This window comes from Castellaniella denitrificans (assembly GCF_027214045.1).
GTDB lineage: Bacteria > Pseudomonadota > Gammaproteobacteria > Burkholderiales > Burkholderiaceae_B > Castellaniella > Castellaniella denitrificans_A.
Window position 1 is genome coordinate 15,770 of record NZ_JAPWHE010000014.1, and the last position, 15,319, is coordinate 31,088.

Annotated in this window: 27 protein-coding genes; 19 read left to right on the forward strand and 8 right to left on the reverse strand. The window is 61.6% G+C overall.

Translation table 11 applies throughout. The annotated features are described in order from the left end of the window. Positions 1–229 precede the first annotated feature (229 nt). From O4H32_RS14030 to O4H32_RS14045, 4 genes are all read right to left on the reverse strand, one after another. Positions 230–367: a YHYH domain-containing protein gene (locus tag O4H32_RS14030; protein ID WP_269360189.1), complete on the reverse strand. Its 138-nt coding sequence runs from the start codon at positions 365–367 to the stop codon at positions 230–232. Positions 368–383: 16 nt separating this feature from the next. Next, entirely contained in the window at positions 384–725 is a 342-nt protein-coding gene (locus tag O4H32_RS14035; protein ID WP_269360191.1) for a DUF2845 domain-containing protein, read from the reverse strand. 110 nt (positions 726–835) lie between these two features. After that, complete coding sequence (locus O4H32_RS14040) at positions 836–1,024, reverse strand: hypothetical protein (protein WP_269360193.1); 189 nt, start codon at positions 1,022–1,024, stop codon at positions 836–838. 65 nt (positions 1,025–1,089) lie between these two features. Next, positions 1,090–1,782 carry a S24 family peptidase gene (locus O4H32_RS14045; RefSeq protein ID WP_269360195.1) on the reverse strand — a complete coding sequence of 231 codons (693 nt, stop codon included), beginning with the start codon at positions 1,780–1,782 and terminating at the stop codon, positions 1,090–1,092. Between the two features lie 70 nt (positions 1,783–1,852). Here O4H32_RS14045 and O4H32_RS14050 point away from each other — a divergent pair, with 70 nt between their 5' ends. Then, positions 1,853–2,035 (forward strand): helix-turn-helix domain-containing protein, encoded by a 183-nt coding sequence (locus O4H32_RS14050; protein ID WP_269360197.1) that lies wholly within the window; start codon positions 1,853–1,855, stop codon positions 2,033–2,035. Positions 2,036–2,145: 110 nt separating this feature from the next. Here O4H32_RS14050 and O4H32_RS14055 read toward each other — a convergent pair whose 3' ends face one another. Beyond that, the gene (locus tag O4H32_RS14055) at positions 2,146–2,616 is read right to left on the reverse strand and encodes a hypothetical protein (RefSeq protein ID WP_269360199.1); all 471 of its coding nucleotides are present in this window, start codon (positions 2,614–2,616) and stop codon (positions 2,146–2,148) included. A gap of 127 nt (positions 2,617–2,743) precedes the next feature. Further along, on the reverse strand, positions 2,744–2,932 hold the full coding sequence (locus O4H32_RS14060; RefSeq protein ID WP_269360200.1) for a hypothetical protein: 189 nt from the start codon (positions 2,930–2,932) through the stop codon (positions 2,744–2,746). Between the two features lie 59 nt (positions 2,933–2,991). Here O4H32_RS14060 and O4H32_RS14065 point away from each other — a divergent pair, with 59 nt between their 5' ends. Genes O4H32_RS14065 through O4H32_RS14110 form a run of 10 tightly spaced genes read left to right on the forward strand, consistent with a single transcriptional unit; the run spans position 2,992 to position 7,635 of the window. Continuing rightward, a complete protein-coding gene (locus tag O4H32_RS14065) occupies positions 2,992–3,444 on the forward strand; it encodes a phage regulatory CII family protein (protein ID WP_269360201.1) in 453 nt (150 codons plus the stop codon). Beyond that, the gene (locus O4H32_RS14070; RefSeq protein WP_269360203.1) at positions 3,444–3,854 is read left to right on the forward strand and encodes a recombination protein NinB; all 411 of its coding nucleotides are present in this window, start codon (positions 3,444–3,446) and stop codon (positions 3,852–3,854) included. The genes O4H32_RS14065 and O4H32_RS14070 overlap by 1 nt, the downstream gene beginning before the upstream one ends. After that, positions 3,851–4,336 carry a hypothetical protein gene (locus O4H32_RS14075; protein ID WP_269360205.1) on the forward strand — a complete coding sequence of 162 codons (486 nt, stop codon included), beginning with the start codon at positions 3,851–3,853 and terminating at the stop codon, positions 4,334–4,336. Before O4H32_RS14070 ends, O4H32_RS14075 begins: the two co-directional genes overlap by 4 nt. 3 nt (positions 4,337–4,339) lie before the next feature. Then, positions 4,340–4,699, forward strand: coding sequence for a Ref family recombination enhancement nuclease (locus O4H32_RS14080; RefSeq protein ID WP_269360207.1), 360 nt, complete (start codon positions 4,340–4,342; stop codon positions 4,697–4,699). After that, positions 4,696–5,517, forward strand: coding sequence for a YdaU family protein (locus tag O4H32_RS14085; RefSeq protein ID WP_269360209.1), 822 nt, complete (start codon positions 4,696–4,698; stop codon positions 5,515–5,517). The genes O4H32_RS14080 and O4H32_RS14085 overlap by 4 nt, the downstream gene beginning before the upstream one ends. Then, positions 5,504–6,175, forward strand: a complete 672-nt coding sequence (locus O4H32_RS14090; protein WP_269360211.1) for a hypothetical protein — start codon at positions 5,504–5,506, stop codon at positions 6,173–6,175. The genes O4H32_RS14085 and O4H32_RS14090 overlap by 14 nt, the downstream gene beginning before the upstream one ends. After that, positions 6,172–6,354 carry a DUF7696 family protein gene (locus O4H32_RS14095; RefSeq protein WP_269360212.1) on the forward strand — a complete coding sequence of 61 codons (183 nt, stop codon included), beginning with the start codon at positions 6,172–6,174 and terminating at the stop codon, positions 6,352–6,354. Before O4H32_RS14090 ends, O4H32_RS14095 begins: the two co-directional genes overlap by 4 nt. Further along, positions 6,351–6,830 carry a RusA family crossover junction endodeoxyribonuclease gene (locus O4H32_RS14100; RefSeq protein WP_269360213.1) on the forward strand — a complete coding sequence of 160 codons (480 nt, stop codon included), beginning with the start codon at positions 6,351–6,353 and terminating at the stop codon, positions 6,828–6,830. The genes O4H32_RS14095 and O4H32_RS14100 overlap by 4 nt, the downstream gene beginning before the upstream one ends. After that, positions 6,830–7,180 (forward strand): hypothetical protein, encoded by a 351-nt coding sequence (locus O4H32_RS14105; protein WP_269360215.1) that lies wholly within the window; start codon positions 6,830–6,832, stop codon positions 7,178–7,180. Before O4H32_RS14100 ends, O4H32_RS14105 begins: the two co-directional genes overlap by 1 nt. Beyond that, on the forward strand, positions 7,180–7,635 hold the full coding sequence (locus tag O4H32_RS14110) for a hypothetical protein (RefSeq protein WP_269360217.1): 456 nt from the start codon (positions 7,180–7,182) through the stop codon (positions 7,633–7,635). The genes O4H32_RS14105 and O4H32_RS14110 overlap by 1 nt, the downstream gene beginning before the upstream one ends. Positions 7,636–8,021: 386 nt before the next feature. Here the strand turns inward: O4H32_RS14110 and O4H32_RS14115 are convergent, their stop codons facing one another. Beyond that, positions 8,022–8,282 carry a TFIIB-type zinc ribbon-containing protein gene (locus O4H32_RS14115; RefSeq protein WP_269360219.1) on the reverse strand — a complete coding sequence of 87 codons (261 nt, stop codon included), beginning with the start codon at positions 8,280–8,282 and terminating at the stop codon, positions 8,022–8,024. 199 nt (positions 8,283–8,481) lie between these two features. Between O4H32_RS14115 and O4H32_RS14120 the strand changes: the two genes are divergently transcribed. Beyond that, positions 8,482–8,850, forward strand: a complete 369-nt coding sequence (locus O4H32_RS14120; RefSeq protein WP_269360221.1) for a hypothetical protein — start codon at positions 8,482–8,484, stop codon at positions 8,848–8,850. Positions 8,851–9,036: 186 nt separating this feature from the next. On the opposite strand, the gene O4H32_RS14125 is transcribed toward O4H32_RS14120, so the two are convergent. Further along, positions 9,037–9,267, reverse strand: a complete 231-nt coding sequence (locus tag O4H32_RS14125; protein WP_269360223.1) for a hypothetical protein — start codon at positions 9,265–9,267, stop codon at positions 9,037–9,039. A gap of 49 nt (positions 9,268–9,316) precedes the next feature. On the opposite strand from O4H32_RS14125, the gene O4H32_RS14130 reads away from it, so the two are divergent. From O4H32_RS14130 to O4H32_RS14160, 7 genes are all read left to right on the forward strand, one after another. After that, positions 9,317–9,949, forward strand: a complete 633-nt coding sequence (locus O4H32_RS14130; protein WP_269360225.1) for a putative metallopeptidase — start codon at positions 9,317–9,319, stop codon at positions 9,947–9,949. A gap of 17 nt (positions 9,950–9,966) precedes the next feature. Continuing rightward, positions 9,967–10,428, forward strand: coding sequence for a DUF2280 domain-containing protein (locus O4H32_RS14135; protein ID WP_269360227.1), 462 nt, complete (start codon positions 9,967–9,969; stop codon positions 10,426–10,428). Beyond that, positions 10,406–11,659, forward strand: a complete 1,254-nt coding sequence (locus O4H32_RS14140) for a PBSX family phage terminase large subunit (RefSeq protein ID WP_269360229.1) — start codon at positions 10,406–10,408, stop codon at positions 11,657–11,659. Before O4H32_RS14135 ends, O4H32_RS14140 begins: the two co-directional genes overlap by 23 nt. Beyond that, the gene (locus O4H32_RS14145; protein WP_269360231.1) at positions 11,659–13,017 is read left to right on the forward strand and encodes a DUF4055 domain-containing protein; all 1,359 of its coding nucleotides are present in this window, start codon (positions 11,659–11,661) and stop codon (positions 13,015–13,017) included. The genes O4H32_RS14140 and O4H32_RS14145 overlap by 1 nt, the downstream gene beginning before the upstream one ends. Next, on the forward strand, positions 13,017–14,090 hold the full coding sequence (locus O4H32_RS14150) for a structural protein (RefSeq protein WP_269360233.1): 1,074 nt from the start codon (positions 13,017–13,019) through the stop codon (positions 14,088–14,090). Before O4H32_RS14145 ends, O4H32_RS14150 begins: the two co-directional genes overlap by 1 nt. A 4-nt stretch (positions 14,091–14,094) precedes the next feature. Then, on the forward strand, positions 14,095–14,340 hold the full coding sequence (locus tag O4H32_RS14155) for a hypothetical protein (protein WP_269360235.1): 246 nt from the start codon (positions 14,095–14,097) through the stop codon (positions 14,338–14,340). A gap of 134 nt (positions 14,341–14,474) precedes the next feature. Next, positions 14,475–15,245 (forward strand): DUF6651 domain-containing protein, encoded by a 771-nt coding sequence (locus tag O4H32_RS14160; protein ID WP_269360236.1) that lies wholly within the window; start codon positions 14,475–14,477, stop codon positions 15,243–15,245. The last annotated feature ends 74 nt before the right edge of the window (positions 15,246–15,319 follow it).

A 15,319-nucleotide genomic window follows, 5' to 3' on the forward strand; every position in this document is an offset into this window, starting at 1 on the left:
TGCGTGCATTGCCATATGCGGCCTTGGCGGCAGCAACGGCTCCGTGACAGTTGGGGTACTCGCCAAGGTTGATCTGGTTGTGCGGCGCCGGCATCCAGTTGCAGCCCGTCGTCGCGTTGTGGACTTCGTTGTCTCCGTTGGGCTGTTGGTCTCGATTCAGAATAAACCTAGCCATCTGCTCCTCCTTGTGTTGGCCCTGCGGGCCTGTTGTAGGACGGCCTTGTCGACTTCAATGACAGTGCCTGGTCCCGGTCTTGTGGTTCATGTGGCAGCCGTTCTTGTCGGTACCGCCGCTGTGTGCCCAGACTGGTGCCGTTGCGATGACGCCGAAGACGGCGAGGACGGCGGCTGCGATGATCTTTTTCATCTTCTTCCCTTGTGACCTATTGCCCCTTTTTGTCCCACCCAACGACAACCCCATCTTCGAGCGTGATGCGCAGGTTGAAACGGTTTGCGTTGCCTTGGCGGTTGTACTTCCAGATTTCGCGCACTTTGTGCTTCAGGACCTTCCTATCCGTGCTCTCCGGGCTGCCAAGGGAGTCAGATAGTTGCTCTTCGGTTTGTCCTTGCCACATCATGCGTTGCATGATCTTGTCAACGATATCTTCGTCGCCGTACTTCAGCAGTAACGCAGCCCGACGGCGTTTTTGTTGCCACCTAACGAAGGCGATAACCGGCACTAGAATGAGCGCCGCGAGGACGACCAAGACTACAACCACTTCCATCAATCAGTCCCTCACATTCCCACACTGTCATTAAGGTTTTGTTACTTACAGGCCCAAAGTAACCCCTCACCAGCACGTCATCAATCAGGGTTTCTCAGAGTCCGAGGCCGCTACCCGCGAAGCGCGGGCCACTTGGAAAACGCGAACACCCAAAGCGCGATCAGGTTCACCACCGGAATGAATGCCAAGATCACCCAGGCCTTGCTGTACCCGGCCTTTCCCACAATGACCGCTGCCGGGATCCCGATCAGTACGAGATAGCCGACAAGCGGCAATAACATTCCTGAGCCATTCATCATTTGCGGTACCCCCTCATCAGTGTTTGCTGGGCCTACAGGCCGAAGCCGCATCAGAAGGCGCGGCCTCAGAACTCCTGGCTGCGCCACACCTTCAACACGCGCCCGATCACCTGGAAGTCCATCTTTTCGGTGATGTTGAACGGATCGTAGGCATCCTTGTTCTCAGAAATCGCCCGGATCACCAGGCCGTCCTCAGTAGGGATGCGCTGCAGACGCTTGACGTAGCCCAGGTTATCCACGCGAAAGAAGTACACCGCATCGAATTCCACGGATGTGACGCCCAGATCCACCAGCAGCGGATCGCCTGGGTTGAACATGGGCTGCATGGAGTCCCCGAACCCGGTTACCACGCACAGGTTCTTCGCCGCGCTGTAGGCCCTGATGTTCTTCGACAGCCATTCTTTGTTGACACGTAGGTTCTGGATCACCCCCGGCTGGTCGGGCAAATCCAGGCCGTGGCCCATGGATCCAGCCGCGTCGTACTGGCGAATTGTGATATCCGTGTTCGATTTCTTGGATTCTGGCGCTTGTGGCTCATCGCCCACATTGCGCGGCCCTATGCCAAGCGCCAGCCAGTCGCTGGTGACGCGCAGATGTGCAGCGGCTTTGGCGTGGTTGATGGCATTGAAAGCTCCTGATTTTCCATCAAGGACTTTTTTCACGGCCTGATAGGTCATGCCGAGAACGCCCGCCAGATCGTTGGTGGACACGTTCTCATTCTTCATGGCTTCGGCCAGCCTGTCTTTGTATTCAACCATGGTTTAAAAGTAACCCATGTGGCAAGAACTATAGTTGCATTGTTTGCATGAACTATGGTTCAATGTGGGTATGAAAAAGACCGAAGCCATCGAGCGACTTGGCGGCTCGATTTCCTCAACAGCCAAAGCCATCGGGATCTCCTATCAGGCGGTCAAGAAATGGCCCGATCCGCTCTCGCGGCGGATTGCTGACCGGGTGCTGGCGGCTGAGGCGCGCGCGAACCGCACCCCCAAGGAGCCCGCCAATGTCTGATCTGACCATCTTCTTGATCGGTGTCGTCGCGTTCGCTGGCGGCTACGTCGTCGGTCATATCCATGCCCTGATGAACTATCACAAGCGGGGAGGGCGCCATGGGTGAGACCTCATTTCTGCCGAAACCAGTTGAGGTGAAACGTGGTTTTGCAAGTCGGGCAATAAGCGTCGCTGCCTGCGGCTGCGTGTCGCTGGATTACGGATTTCACCGCTTTGTTGTCCAGACATGTCTGACATACGTAGTGCATCGGCTCTCCATCAGCGGACGCCTCTTTCAGGCGATAGACGAACGCGCCCATAAAAGCATCAACAAGCTCGTAGCGCGCACGTTCGCTAATGCGTGTTTCAAGCTCTCGAACCCGATCTTCAAGCTCATTTTTCGCTCGCAAGGTCGCGCGCTCGCGCTCGGCGGCCTGAAGGCTCTCCTTTTGCATGGCGATTACCTCAGCACCGAGATGCGTCAGTTGAACCTGAAGCTCATTGGTGGCCGCCGCGACCTTCGCTTCATCGAGCGTTTCCACCGCCGTCTTGTAGGCGCTGATGCCTTGGGTGACGCCCGTGAATAAGCCCATCAAGTCCATGGTCGGTTCCTCCCGGAAACGTTTGGTTGTTGGCGCTCCCAAGCATACCCGGGTGGATCCGGCCGCCCAACACCCCTGGCGCCCCGATCCGGTCGACACCCGCATCCCCATCGGGCCGCCCGACACATCAGTGCATGAGCCCCTGCTGGGCCGCATCGAGCGCGTCCAGAAGATCGTCGTCCACAAGATCGGCTTCCAGTTCCAGACGTCGAAAGACGCTGCAAAGGAGGTCATCGGACACATCCTCGCGGCCCGTCACCTCCTGGCAGATCGCTTTGGCCTGCCTGAGCAGGGCTTCGGTCTTCGTAGTTTCCATTTCCATGGCTCCACTGTAGGCCGGCCGGCCGTCAATTAATACGTTCGAGGAAGACACACATGAACACAGCCGATGCGGCCTACCACGTCGTCCACGATTATCCCGGCGGATCGGAATCCCTGGGGCCTCGGGTGGACATTTCTGCGGCGGTGCTGAGGAACAAGGTCAACCGCACACCGCCGAAGGAGGGCAAGCGGCATCACCTGACGCTGGAGGAGGCCGTGCGAATCACCGATTTCACGGACGACGACAGGATCCTGCGGGCCTGGGCGCGGCAGCGCGGGCTCTTGCTGGTGAAGGCGCCGGCCGGGTCATCCGAGTGCGACATGGGCATGTTGGAGAAGGTTGCGGCCTTCATGATCGCCAGCGGCGTATTTGGCAAGGAAATCTACGACTCCCTGGCCGACGGCCGCGTTGATCAGCGTGAGGTCGGACGCGTTGAGAACGCCGGCAATCACGTCATGACTGAAGTTGCAGAGGTCGTGCAGCGGATGAAGGGCATGGTGGGGTGATGGAACGCCAGGTCATCTACCTCACCAATCCGACGGCCCGCAGGAATGTCGCGCACCTGGCGGCGACTGCCCCTGACGGCTACCGCGTGGAGATCAAGGCCAAGACGCGCACGCTGGCCCAGAACGACATTCTGTGGTCGATCCTGACGGACATCAGCCGGCAAGTGGATTTCGTCGTCAATGGCGCTCTGGTGAAGGTCTCGCCCGAAGAGGTCAAAGACATTCTGACGGCCAGTCTGCGCCGCGAGACGCGCATGGCCATGGGTATCGACGGCGGCATGGTGCTGTTGGGCCAGCGCACCAGCAAGATGACCGTGCGCCAGCTGTCGGACCTGATCGAGCTCGCCCATGCGTTCGGGGCGGATAAGGGCGTGCGGTGGTCGCCCACCAGCATCGGGAGGGCGGCATGAGCCTCAGCCCCCAGCGCCGCAGCAGCCTTTTGCAAGGTCAGACCTCCATTGCCAGGAAGGTCTACGAATTCATCCCGTCGAGCCAAACCGCCAGCGCCACGGCGTTCGATATCTGCTCGGCCATTCACAAAGAAACCGGCGCCGGCGTGGACATCCATGTCCTGCGCGGGTGCCTCAGGGCGCTGAAGGAATCCGGCCTCGTGAACGAAGTCGTCTCCGGATCATTCCGCCAGGTCGCCATCAAGGAGAAGGAAACCATGCCCGCATTGAAGCCGGTCCAGGCCGAAAAGAATCCCGCCGAGAAGCTGGGCGCCATGGAGGCGTTGGGCAATATCGCGGCCAGCGTGCGCCAGGCGGCCGACCTGTTGCGCCAAGCCGCGGACGACATCGACACGGTCGCAGTCGGCATCGAAGAGAAGAGCAACGACGACAGGAAGGCGCTGGAAACGCTGCGCCAGCTGCAGGCATTGCTGAAGGGGTAGGGGATGAAAGGCCGTGCACCCACCGCCGAGCAGAAACGCTTCCACGACATGCTGTGCCGGGAGATCGGCTGCATTGCCTGCGCGAAGGAGGGCATGTTTACGCCCTTCGTCTCCGTGCATCACATCGACGGCCGCACGAAGCCCTGGGCGCACTGGATGGTTCTGCCGTTGTGTGGTCCACATCATCAGGACGCCGGCATTCCTGGTGTCGTCGCCGTACACCCCTGGAAGGCTCAATTTGAGGCCCGCTATGGCACTCAGCGCGATCTGCAGCGCGAGTGCGTCCAGATCCTGCTGGATCGTGGCTGCGCGGTGCCTGATGGTGCGCTGATGGCCGCTTGCATGGAGGTCGCACCAGCATGAATTACTACGAACACCACCTGGGTGACTATGCGAAAGACACAGGGCACCTGTCCATGATGGAGCATGGCGCCTACAGAATCCTGCTCGACAGATACTATTCGACAGAACGGGGAATCCAGGCCGACCAGGCGCACCGCCTGGCGAGGGCTCGCTCAGATGAGGAGTGCCGCGCCGTGGATGTCGTTCTCGAAGAATTTTTCGAGTTGGTAGACGGCGTCTGGCTCCACCGCAGGGTGGAACGCGAAATCGTTTCCGCGAACAAGCGCATCAGCGCAGCGCAGGAAAACGGAAAGAAAGGCGGACGCCCGCCGAAGAAACCCAATAGTTCCGATTCAGTAACCCAACAGAAACCCACTGGGTTATCTCCGGGTTCCGATTCAGAAACCCAACCGAAAGCTCACCAATCACCAGACACCAATCTCCAATCTCCAGGAGAAAAGAGAGAGGACGCGCCTGCTGCGCAGCCGCCTGCGCCCAAGGCCGCCAGGGCCACGCGACTGCCGACCGACTGGCGGCTGCCGGACACCTGGATGTCCTGGGCGCTGCTGGAGCAACCCAGCTGGACGCCGGATGACGCGCTGCGGGTGGCCGACTCGTTCCGCGACTACTGGGCGGCGAAGGGCGGCGCCGACGCCAGAAAGGTCGACTGGGAAGCAACGTGGCGCAACTGGGTGCGCCGCGAGAAATCGTCCGGCTTGAGCAGGACGCATCAGGCCCCAAGCCGCCAGGACCGCTACGCCGCTGACGCCGCGATCATCCGTGACCTGGCGCGCGGGAAAACCGAAATCGACATGGGGACAATCGATGCAACTCGCTGAAATCCAACCGATCCCGGAGACCTGGGCAGCCCGCGTGATCGAACGCCTGCACCTGCTGTACGGCTCGAAATTCATGCAGCAGTGGGACGGCATCGACAAAGCCACGATGGTTCGGGCCTGGGCTGAGCAGCTTGCCGGCTTCACTGGCGACGAGGTGTCCGCAGGGCTGGCTGCATGCGGAAATCGTCCTTTCGCGCCGACGCTGCCCGAGTTCAAGCGGCTATGCCGTCCCTGGCTGGAGCCGGAAGTGGCGTTTCGTCTGGCCGTGACCGGCATGCAAGGTCGCCGCGCTGGTGAGATTGGCGTCTGGCCGCATCCGGCCGTGTACTGGGCTGCCGTTGAAATCGGCAACTACGACATGCTCAACCAGTCCTGGCAGACGCTCAAAAGTCGCTGGGAAGCCGCGTACAGCATCCAACTGGCCCGCCAATCCTGGGATGGCGTTCCGGCGCCTACCGCCGCGCTGCCAGCCCCTGGCGGTACCGCCGCGACCAAGGAACAAGCCGACGCCGGAATCAAGGCCATGGCCGCCGCCGCGATAGAAAAACCGTGCGACCCGAAAGCCTGGGCCAAGAAGATCATTGCCAACCCGAAGGCCTACGCATCCATTGCCGTCACGATGACAAAACGTGCATTGGGCGAGGAAGTGTCCGCATGACGCCCCAACAAATCGAACGGCGCCGGCGCGAGTGCGAGGCCCGCCACATCCTTTCTTTGCCCTACGGCCAGCGCAAGCCTGAACTGGACGCCATCGGCCGACGCCGCGGCAAGGCCGCACAGAGATACCTGGAAGAAGAAGTGATTCGACAGTTCAGATTGAAGAAGGAAGAAGTATGACCCTGGAAGACCTGGCATTTCCTCCCACGGCAACTGATCAACTGGCGGCTCTCAAGCGTGCGGAAAGATTCAATACCGGGGCGATACGCAAGATGCAAGCCCTAGACCACATCACCATCGTTCTTCCCTGGCCGGACTCCAGGCTCATGCCCAACCGCAAGAACGGCCGACACTGGGCCGGAACTCAAGCAGCCAAGGCCCGGGCCCGAATGGATGGCGCCATGTCGGCCAAGCAGGCCGTGGGTCGCAACACCGTGTGCCTGCCGGAGCAGATCCCCGTGAAGATCACGTTCGCCGCGCCCGACAGGATCCGCCGGGACTTGGACAACCTGCACGCCGCCATGAAGGCGAGTCTCGACGGCATCGCCAAGGCCCTGGGCGTGGACGACAGCCGGTTTGTGCCGGTGACGCTCGATCGCGTGCTGGACGCAAAGAAAGAGGGTTTTGTCATGATCGAAATCGGGGGCGCCTGCTGATGGCCGACTACCTCCACCGAAAATCCCACACCCACGAGCGCGCCAGGGAGGCATTGCGCAAGGCCGGCCACAAGGAGCCGCTGCAGAAGATCAACGCCCTGGTCTACGCCATCGAAGTCGAGACCGGCCGCGCATGCGTGGGCGATCAAACCGAATTCATCCGCGCCTGGCTGGATTCCATGCCGGTCGCGGGCCGCCGGACGCCGCCCGAGTTCAGGCCGCTGACGATCAAGCCTTTGTCCATGATGCGTCACAACCTGGACCGCGCCGCGCTGGCGGAACCCAAGATGCAGGCGACCGCCGGCAGGGCGGGGAATGGGAACGAGAATTCACCCATTTGGAGGCGGTGATGCAGTATCCGTCCTTCGTGCGCGCCGAGATCGAGAACTGGATTGCCTGGTGCTGGGCTGGCGAATCGCCGGAACCCAGGGAGCCGAGCCGCTGCTATTCGGCGGAACGCGGCTGGAAGGCCCCGGACTGGGAATCTGAGCCAGACGACCTGCCGCCCAAGATCATCTTCAATGCCGAGCGGGCCGCCCGGGTGCAGGTCATCTTCGACCACATGTCGCAACTCACCCGCCGGGTGCTGCAGTACGAGTACACGCACCGGTCCCGCTATGACCAGTGGGAGCGCCACATGGAAATGCACGAGGGAGAAATGCGGCCGGCATGGGTTCGGATCGGAAACAGCCGCCAGCGGCGCGCCAGGGCTGACCTGAAGATCACCAGGGATCAGTACGCGGCCTGCCTGGACGAATTCAAGATCGAGGTTTTCAAGGAGTTTGAGTGTGAAGTATGCGCCTGAAATCCTGGGCTTGATGCGGCCGTACCCAGGGCGTGAATATCGCATGGCCCAGATCGTGCGCGATGTGTCACGCGGGCGGACAATGTCGCAGAGGGAGAGAAACGCTGTGCGTGAGGGCGTGCGCCGCGTACTGGATCATCTGATCGACTCTGGGCATGTGGCCAAGATCAAGGATGGCGAGACATCCGCGTTCTATGTGTGGCGTGGCAATCTGCCACATGGAGTTGTTGAGAGTTGCCACGCTAACTGCCAGAATATCGGCAGAGACCTCACGCCCTGAGAAAACGTACCCGCCCATCGAGGCGGGTTTTTCATTTCCGGCCCTTCGTGGGTGCGGCGCAAGTCCTGCATTGCAGGCCGCCCGGGTTGATCTCCGGCCGATCGAATCAATCAAAGATTTCGTGCCAGAACGATTTCTTTTTGTATCGTTTTTCGTAACCAGAATATGTCCTGTCGTAGTCGCGTACAGGGGGTGAGGGCTGTTGATGTTGGGGTGTTGGCGAGGTTTCTTGGGCGCTACGCTCAATCAGCTTATCGAGTTCACCACGATCCAGCCACACTCCGCGACACTGTGGGCAGTAATCGATCTCGATGTTCTGGCGCGATGACATGGTCAGATCCATGTCTTTACATACAGGGCACTTCATAGATCCATCCTTCTGCTGTTAAGGTAGAAGTAAGGTTGACAGATAAATCTAGTTTTTAGTTCCGTGGTTTCGGATGAGTTTTGTAACGCCACCGCAAACCACGGCTATCTGGTTGTCTCCTCCCGGGGCTGTTCGTAGCCTCGTTTCGCGCCCCGCTTGGTGAATGCTGAGTGGGGCGCGGTGTTTTTGGGAAACGAAAATGATTCGTCGTCTTTACTTCCGCATCTTGAAATTCATACTTGCTCCGGTGCTGGATGATTTGGAAGAAGGCCGTCAGTGGAGCATGGGTCATATCCAAAAGAACCGCGACATGATCGATGTTCTGGCAAGGCGGCAAGGGCTGTTCGTGGGTTTCGGCGGGGACTGTTTGATCGATGAGAATGGAAATGCATGCCGCCCTGGTGCGCCAAAGAGCGATCTCCCCAATACGGCCCGCGCTGATTACGTCCACTACGACCACAGCCAGTCCGCCGCTGAGATCGCCAAGTTGCTGAACATCACTAAGCCAGGCCGCCATGCTGTCGTGATCGATATCGGGCCGGACATGGCTGCGCCTCAGCCTACCTGATGGTCAGTGCGCACCGCTGGATCTTCGGACTTTCAGGCGCAAAGATTCGGACGATATCGGCATGGGCTACAAGTTGCCTATCGGCTCAGGAGTGCCAGCCGTCGCTAACCGAGGGATGGCGCCAAAGACCACGACAAACCCCCCAGAGAGCTGGGAGGGGCTTCTAGGTCGACAGCATTCTGACAATCACGAGCGCGCCCAGTTGTAAACTGAAACTTCGTAGGGTTGCAGTTCACCGCGCTCCCGCAACTGTTCCTCACAAGCAATGCGGCACGCTTGTTTCACAGCGTCGACCGATATTTCGTGCAGCTCAGCAACGCTGTGAGCAACACTTGGCCCTCCGCCGTCACGAACTTTCAAAAAAAGAAGATGGTGCATAGGAAGATCGGACAGGTCTGATTTCTGTGCGTCTGGCATATTTAGTTCCGATGCGTAAAAAGTCCTTTGTAGCGGGGTTGATCGACTGATGCAAGGGGCTGCCATCAACTCTCGACCTTCGCCACCACAGACTCCGCTGGCCGACGACCTGTATGACACGATCCTGGCGCCAGCGCCGGACGTGGCCGCCTGGGTGCAAGACACCATCCTGGCCGACACCGGTCCGCTCCACAATCCCGACCATGCCCACCTGCTGGACGCCGACATCGGTTTCCTGTGGGCGTCGTCGGCCTTCACCAAGCGCGGCCGCACGGTAGTGGGCCAGGCCGAACAGGTCATGATCCGCGCCGGCGGCTGGCAGAAGGCCCGCCAGGAGCAGCAACTGCGCGAGTGGTTCGGGCACGTGCCGGAATTCTTGATCACCCTGGCCGCCGACTACTGCGCCCAGTGCAGCGACACCGAGTTCTGCGCGCTGATCGAGCACGAGCTCTATCACATCGGCCAGGAGCAGGATGAATTCGGGGCGCCCAAGTTCACGAAAGACGGCATGCCCCGGCTGGCAATGCGCGGCCATGACGTCGAGGAGTTCGTCGGCGTGGTGCAGCGCTACGGCGCCAGCGCCCAGGTGGCGCGGATGGTCGAGGCAGCCAAGCATCCGCCGGCCGTCTCAGGCGCCAGCATCGCGCACGCATGCGGCACCTGCCTGAGGGCCGCCGCCTGACCTGAAAGGAGTTTTGCATGGCAACGCTTACCGATGCGGCCAAGCGCTTCATCGTCCAAGCGCTGGCCTGCTACGACACCCCCAGCGAGGTATCGGCGGCCCTGAAGGAAGAGATGGGTATCGATGTGTCGCGCATGCAGGTCGCCCAGTACGACCCCACGAAGGTGGCTGGCGCCAAGCTGGCGAGAAAGTGGCGCGATCTGTTCGAGGACACCCGCAAGAAGTTTCGTGAGGCCGTGGCAGAGATCCCCATCGCGGACCAGGCCTTCCGGCTGCGCGCCCTGGGCAAGATCTACGACCGGCACATGGCGCGAGGCAACGTGGCGGCCGCGGCGGCTGTGCTCGAGCAGGCCGCCAAGGAGCAGGGCGGCATGTTCACGAACAAACGAGAGGTGAGCGGCCCCAACGGCGGTCCCATCCCGACCATGCCCACCACGATCGAACTGGTGGCCCCCAATGTCCAGCAAAGCGAGGATTGAGCTACCGCCGAAGCTGATCCCGGTTTTCAGCGGCCCGGCCCGGTATCGCGGCGCCCATGGTGGGCGTGGCAGCGGCAAGACGCGCAGTTTCGCCCTGATGACGGCTGTGCGGGCGTACATGTTCGCCGAGGCCGGCGTCTCGGGCAAGATACTGTGCGGTCGCGAGTACATGAACTCGCTGGAAGACTCCTCGATGGAGGAGGTCAAGCAGGCGATCCTGTCCGTGCCCTGGCTCGACGCCTATTTCGACATCGGCGAGAAGTACATCCGCACGAAGAATCGGCGGGTGTCATACGCCTTTGCCGGTCTGCGCCACAGCCTGAACAGCATCAAGTCCAAGGCCCGCATCCTGATCGCGTGGGTCGATGAGGCCGAGGACGTCAGCGAGACGGCGTGGATCAAACTGCGCCCGACCGTGCGCGAGGCTGGCTCTGAGATCTGGGTCACCTGGAACCCGGAAAAGGACGGCAGCCCGACCGACAAGCGGTTCCGGAAAAGCCCGCCGGTCAACAGCCGGATCGCCGAACTGAACTACACGGACAACCCCTGGTTTCCACCCGAGCTCGACGAGGAACGGCTCAACGACCGCAATCTGCTGGACGACCAGACCTACGCCTGGATTTGGGATGGCGCCTACCGTGAGAACAGCGAGGCGCAGATCCTGTCCGGCAAGTACCGAGTGGCCGAGTTCACGCCGGCCGCCGACTGGGACGGCCCGTACTTCGGTATCGACTGGGGTTTCAGCCAGGACCCGACGGCAGGCGTCAAGTGCTGGATTCACGATCAGCGGTTGTACATCGAGCATGAGGCCGGAAAGGTCGGGCTCGAGAACGACGACATCGCGGACTTCATGATTGCCCGGCTGCCGGGCATCGAGAGCCACGCGGTGCGCGCCGACTCGGCCCGGCCGGAGACTATCAGCCACGTCAAGAGCAACGGCCGTGACACACGCAAGTGCCTGCCGCGCATTGTCGGCGTGGAGAAGTGGAAGGGCAGCGTCGAGGACGGCATAGCACACCTGCGGTCATACCGCGAGATCGTGATCCATCCGCGCTGCACGAAGACGCTCCACGAGGCGAGGACGTACAGCTACAAGGTCGATCGGCTGACCGGTGATGTGCTGACAGACATCGTGGACAAGAACAACCACTACATCGACGCGAGCCGCTATGCGCTGGCGCCGCTAATCAAGCGGCGCGGGGCGGCTATCGTTCAACCCCTGAGAATGTAATGGCACTCAAAGTCCAAGAACCATCCGCGCAGGTCGCAGGCTACGCCGAAGACTGGCAGCTTGTCGCCGATCTGCTGGGCGGCACGCGAGCGATGCGGGCGGCTGCGGCGCGACGGCTGCCGAAGTGGCCGAACGAGTCGACCGAGAGCTATCAGGCACGGCTGTCCACGGCTACGCTCTTTCCGGCGCTCGCCCGCACTCTGGGTGTCATGGCCGGAAAGCCGTTCTCCAAGGCGCTGACCTACGGCGATGATGTCCCCGCCCGCATCCGTGAGTGGTGCGACGATGCCGATCTGCAGGGCACGAACCTGCACACGTTTGCCGCCGGCATGATGGAAGAGGCGCTGGGTTATGGGACTGCGGGCGTGCTGGTCGAGTATCCGCGCACCGATGGCGTGAGGACGGTTGCCGATGAACGGGCGGTGAATGCCCGCCCGTATCTGGTGCGCTACAACCACAACCAGATCCTTGGCTGGCGCTCGTTTCGTCTGAGCGGCGTGACGGTCCTGACCCAGTTGCGGCTGTCCGAATCAGCCGAGGTCGAGGACGGCGATTATGGCACCAAGGCCGTCGATCGGGTGCGTGTGCTGCGGCCCGGCTCATGGGAGTTGTGGGAAGAGGGCGAGAAGGGCGAATATGTCCTGACGGACTTTGGCGTGACAACCCTGCAGAAAATCCCGTTTGTGCCGTTCTATGGCCGCAAGACCGGATTCATGGCCGGCGTGTCGCCGCTGCTGGATCTGGCGCACCTGAACGTGAAGCATTGGCAGAGCCAAAGCGACCAGGACACGATCCTGCATGTTGCCCGGGTGCCGATCCTGGCCGCCATCACCAGTGACGAAGGTTTCGAGCTGACCGTCGGCGCTTCATCTGCCGTTCGCATTCCCGAGGGCGGCGACCTGAAGTTCGTCGAACATGGCGGCGCTGCGATTGCCGCCGGCCGCCAGTCGCTGCAGGACCTGGAAGACCAGATGATCCAGACCGGCGCGGAACTGCTGGTCGCCAAGCCTGGTCAGCGCTCCGCCACCGAGGCAAACAACGATGCCGAGGCGAACAAGTCCGAACTGCAGCGCATCACCGAGGCTTTCGAGGACAGCCTGGACCAATGCCTGCAATTCATGGCGGACTGGGTGGGCGAGGCGCAGGGTGGCCACGTCAGCCTCTTCAAGGACTTCGGTGCCGCGACCCTGACCGACGCATCGGCCCAACTGATCCTGTCCATGCAGCAGGCGGGGCTCATCAGCAAGGAGACGGCGATCCGCGAGCAGCAGCGCCGCGGCATGCTGGCGCCGGACCTGGATCCGACGGCTGAAATCGAACGTGCGCAGGCTGACGGTCCGGCGCTGGGGACGCTGTAATGGCATCGCTCCCGCGCAGCGTCCTGGACGCGATGACGCGCCACCAGATCGACCTGACCCGCTATTCGAATTCCGAGGTTCGCCGCATTGTCGCCATCCTGAACCGCACTGATGCGGCGCTCATGGAGCGCATCGCGGTGGCGCTCGATAGCCTGCCGGCCTCGGCCAGCTTGAAGCAGATCGAAGAGGTGTTGCAGTCGGTGCGTACGCTGAACGCTGAAGCCTATGCGGCGGTCCATCAAGGCATCAAGGGCGCTATGCAGGATCTGGCCCCGGTTGAGGCGGTGTTCATTCGAAACCTGTACCGGCATGCCGTGCCCGAGGTCGACTTCGCCGGCATCACGGCCGCCCAGACCCGGGCGGCCGCGCTGTCTCGGCCATTCCAGGGCAGACTGCTGAAAGAGTGGGCCGCTGGCATGGAGAGCGGCCGCATGATGCGCATCCGCGACACGATCCGCACCGGGTATCTGTCCGGGCAGACGACGAGCCAGATCGTGAAACAGATCAGGGGCACCAGGGCAAACAACTATGCGGACGGCCTGCTGGAAGGCGACCGGCGCAGCGTCGAGCGTGTGGTCCGCACGGCATTGGGCCACACGGCGCAGTCAGCGCGTGAGGATTTTTTTGAGGCGAACGACGGCATTCTGGGAAACGAGGTCTGGATCTCGACCCTGGACGGGCGCACCAGCGATATTTGCCGGCTCCGCTCTGGGCTGGAATACACGCCCGGCCATAAGCCGGTCGGCCACCAGTATCCGTACTTGGGGGGTCCTGGGCGCGCGCACTGGCAATGCCGATCGACAGGCCTGCGGCTGCTCAAGGGACAGACGAAATTCAGCGGAACCCAATCGAGCCAGGACGGCTATGTGGACGCAAACCTGACCTATGGCCCATGGTTGAAAAGCCAGCCGGCCAGCGTCCAGGATGATGTGTTGGGCCCGACGCGCGGGAAGCTGTTCAGGGATGGCGGGCTGGATATCCAGGCCTTCCACAACGACAAGGGGCGGCTCCTCACGCTGGACCAGTTGGCCGAACGAAATCACGCTGCTTTCGAGCGAGCGGGGATAGAATGAGCCGATGCTCTACATCGTCCCGCCTGCCGCGCCCGATGAGAAGGAAAAGACGCGCCGCAGGATCCGCCGCATGGATCGCCCGCCAGGGATGCTTCAGTGCAACCGCTGCGGCGGGCGCGCTGCGGCTACGATCCGGGCTGGCGTCACTGAAACCGGACATGGCACACTGATCCACAAGAATATCTGCGCCGAGTGCTACAAGCGCGGGCTGATCGTGCCGATGAATGTTGAGTTGAAACCCATCAAATAGACCCGCTTCGGCGGGTTTCTTCTTTCTGGCCGCCCCAGGCAACTGTGGGCGGCTTTTCTATGCCTGATCGCCGGACGGCAGCAGGCGCCCTGGGCAGATGCCCATAGTGGCCGGATGGCCGAGGAAGCAAAGCAATGAAGCTCAAAATCCTGGAAGTGGACGGCAAGACCTACGCCGAGGTGCAGGACGGCAAGCCAGTGTACGTCGAAGACGACGGCAAGGAAGTGGCGTTCGACGCCCCCGGAACTCGCAACACGATCAGCCGCCTGAACGCCGAAGCCAAGAGCCACCGCGAAGCCAAAGAGGCTGCCGAGAAGGCGCTCAAGGGTTTCGAAGGCATCGAGGATCCGGCCGCCGCCATCAAGGCGCTGGAAACGGTCGCCAACCTGGACAGCAAGAAGCTTATCGACGCCGGTGAGGTTGAAAAAGTGAAGGCCGAAGCCAGCAAGGCCTTCCAGGCGCAGTTGGACGAGGCGAACAGCAAGGCCAAGGCGCTGGAAGACCAACTCTACGCCGAGAAGATCGGCGGCAGCTTTGCCCGGTCCAAGATCATCGCCGATAAATTCGCCATCCCCGCCGATCTGGTGCAGGCCCGTTTCGGTCAGGCCTTCAAGGTCGAGGACGGCAAGACCGTGGCGTACGACGCCAACGGCAACAAGATTTTCTCCGCGGCCCGCCCGGGCGAACTGGCCGACTTCGACGAAGCCCTGCAGGTGCTGGTCGATGGCTACCCCTACAAGGAACAGATCCTGAAGTCCTCCGGCGCGAACGGCGGCGGGGCTGGCGGCGGTGGCGGCGGTCAAGGTGGCGCCCGCACCATGAGCCGCGAGCAGTTTTCCAAGCTGTCTCCCTCCGAGCAGATGGCCGCCGTCACCGGCGACAAGGCCGTTACGCTCACCGATTAACGCATTGCCCCGGCTGGCGCCTCGGATGAGGCCTGGCGCTATCAGGGTCGGATGATCCTGCAATTCAACCTTCG

Coding starts and splice junctions, on each gene's coding strand:
- O4H32_RS14045 (WP_269360195.1), bottom strand. CDS start 1,782: ATGGTTGAATACAAAGACAGGCTGGCCGAAGCCATGAAGAATGAGAAC.
- O4H32_RS14155 (WP_269360235.1), top strand. CDS start 14,095: ATGCTCTACATCGTCCCGCCTGCCGCGCCCGATGAGAAGGAAAAGACG.
- O4H32_RS14125 (WP_269360223.1), bottom strand. CDS start 9,267: ATGCCAGACGCACAGAAATCAGACCTGTCCGATCTTCCTATGCACCAT.
- O4H32_RS14090 (WP_269360211.1), top strand. CDS start 5,504: ATGCAACTCGCTGAAATCCAACCGATCCCGGAGACCTGGGCAGCCCGC.
- O4H32_RS14065 (WP_269360201.1), top strand. CDS start 2,992: ATGAACACAGCCGATGCGGCCTACCACGTCGTCCACGATTATCCCGGC.
- O4H32_RS14050 (WP_269360197.1), top strand. CDS start 1,853: ATGAAAAAGACCGAAGCCATCGAGCGACTTGGCGGCTCGATTTCCTCA.
- O4H32_RS14085 (WP_269360209.1), top strand. CDS start 4,696: ATGAATTACTACGAACACCACCTGGGTGACTATGCGAAAGACACAGGG.
- O4H32_RS14130 (WP_269360225.1), top strand. CDS start 9,317: ATGCAAGGGGCTGCCATCAACTCTCGACCTTCGCCACCACAGACTCCG.
- O4H32_RS14080 (WP_269360207.1), top strand. CDS start 4,340: ATGAAAGGCCGTGCACCCACCGCCGAGCAGAAACGCTTCCACGACATG.
- O4H32_RS14075 (WP_269360205.1), top strand. CDS start 3,851: ATGAGCCTCAGCCCCCAGCGCCGCAGCAGCCTTTTGCAAGGTCAGACC.
- O4H32_RS14095 (WP_269360212.1), top strand. CDS start 6,172: ATGACGCCCCAACAAATCGAACGGCGCCGGCGCGAGTGCGAGGCCCGC.
- O4H32_RS14145 (WP_269360231.1), top strand. CDS start 11,659: ATGGCACTCAAAGTCCAAGAACCATCCGCGCAGGTCGCAGGCTACGCC.
- O4H32_RS14135 (WP_269360227.1), top strand. CDS start 9,967: ATGGCAACGCTTACCGATGCGGCCAAGCGCTTCATCGTCCAAGCGCTG.
- O4H32_RS14150 (WP_269360233.1), top strand. CDS start 13,017: ATGGCATCGCTCCCGCGCAGCGTCCTGGACGCGATGACGCGCCACCAG.
- O4H32_RS14040 (WP_269360193.1), bottom strand. CDS start 1,024: ATGATGAATGGCTCAGGAATGTTATTGCCGCTTGTCGGCTATCTCGTA.
- O4H32_RS14120 (WP_269360221.1), top strand. CDS start 8,482: ATGATTCGTCGTCTTTACTTCCGCATCTTGAAATTCATACTTGCTCCG.
- O4H32_RS14140 (WP_269360229.1), top strand. CDS start 10,406: ATGTCCAGCAAAGCGAGGATTGAGCTACCGCCGAAGCTGATCCCGGTT.
- O4H32_RS14055 (WP_269360199.1), bottom strand. CDS start 2,616: ATGGACTTGATGGGCTTATTCACGGGCGTCACCCAAGGCATCAGCGCC.
- O4H32_RS14070 (WP_269360203.1), top strand. CDS start 3,444: ATGGAACGCCAGGTCATCTACCTCACCAATCCGACGGCCCGCAGGAAT.
- O4H32_RS14160 (WP_269360236.1), top strand. CDS start 14,475: ATGAAGCTCAAAATCCTGGAAGTGGACGGCAAGACCTACGCCGAGGTG.
- O4H32_RS14060 (WP_269360200.1), bottom strand. CDS start 2,932: ATGGAAACTACGAAGACCGAAGCCCTGCTCAGGCAGGCCAAAGCGATC.
- O4H32_RS14110 (WP_269360217.1), top strand. CDS start 7,180: ATGCAGTATCCGTCCTTCGTGCGCGCCGAGATCGAGAACTGGATTGCC.
- O4H32_RS14115 (WP_269360219.1), bottom strand. CDS start 8,282: ATGAAGTGCCCTGTATGTAAAGACATGGATCTGACCATGTCATCGCGC.
- O4H32_RS14100 (WP_269360213.1), top strand. CDS start 6,351: ATGACCCTGGAAGACCTGGCATTTCCTCCCACGGCAACTGATCAACTG.
- O4H32_RS14105 (WP_269360215.1), top strand. CDS start 6,830: ATGGCCGACTACCTCCACCGAAAATCCCACACCCACGAGCGCGCCAGG.
- O4H32_RS14030 (WP_269360189.1), bottom strand. CDS start 367: ATGAAAAAGATCATCGCAGCCGCCGTCCTCGCCGTCTTCGGCGTCATC.
- O4H32_RS14035 (WP_269360191.1), bottom strand. CDS start 725: ATGGAAGTGGTTGTAGTCTTGGTCGTCCTCGCGGCGCTCATTCTAGTG.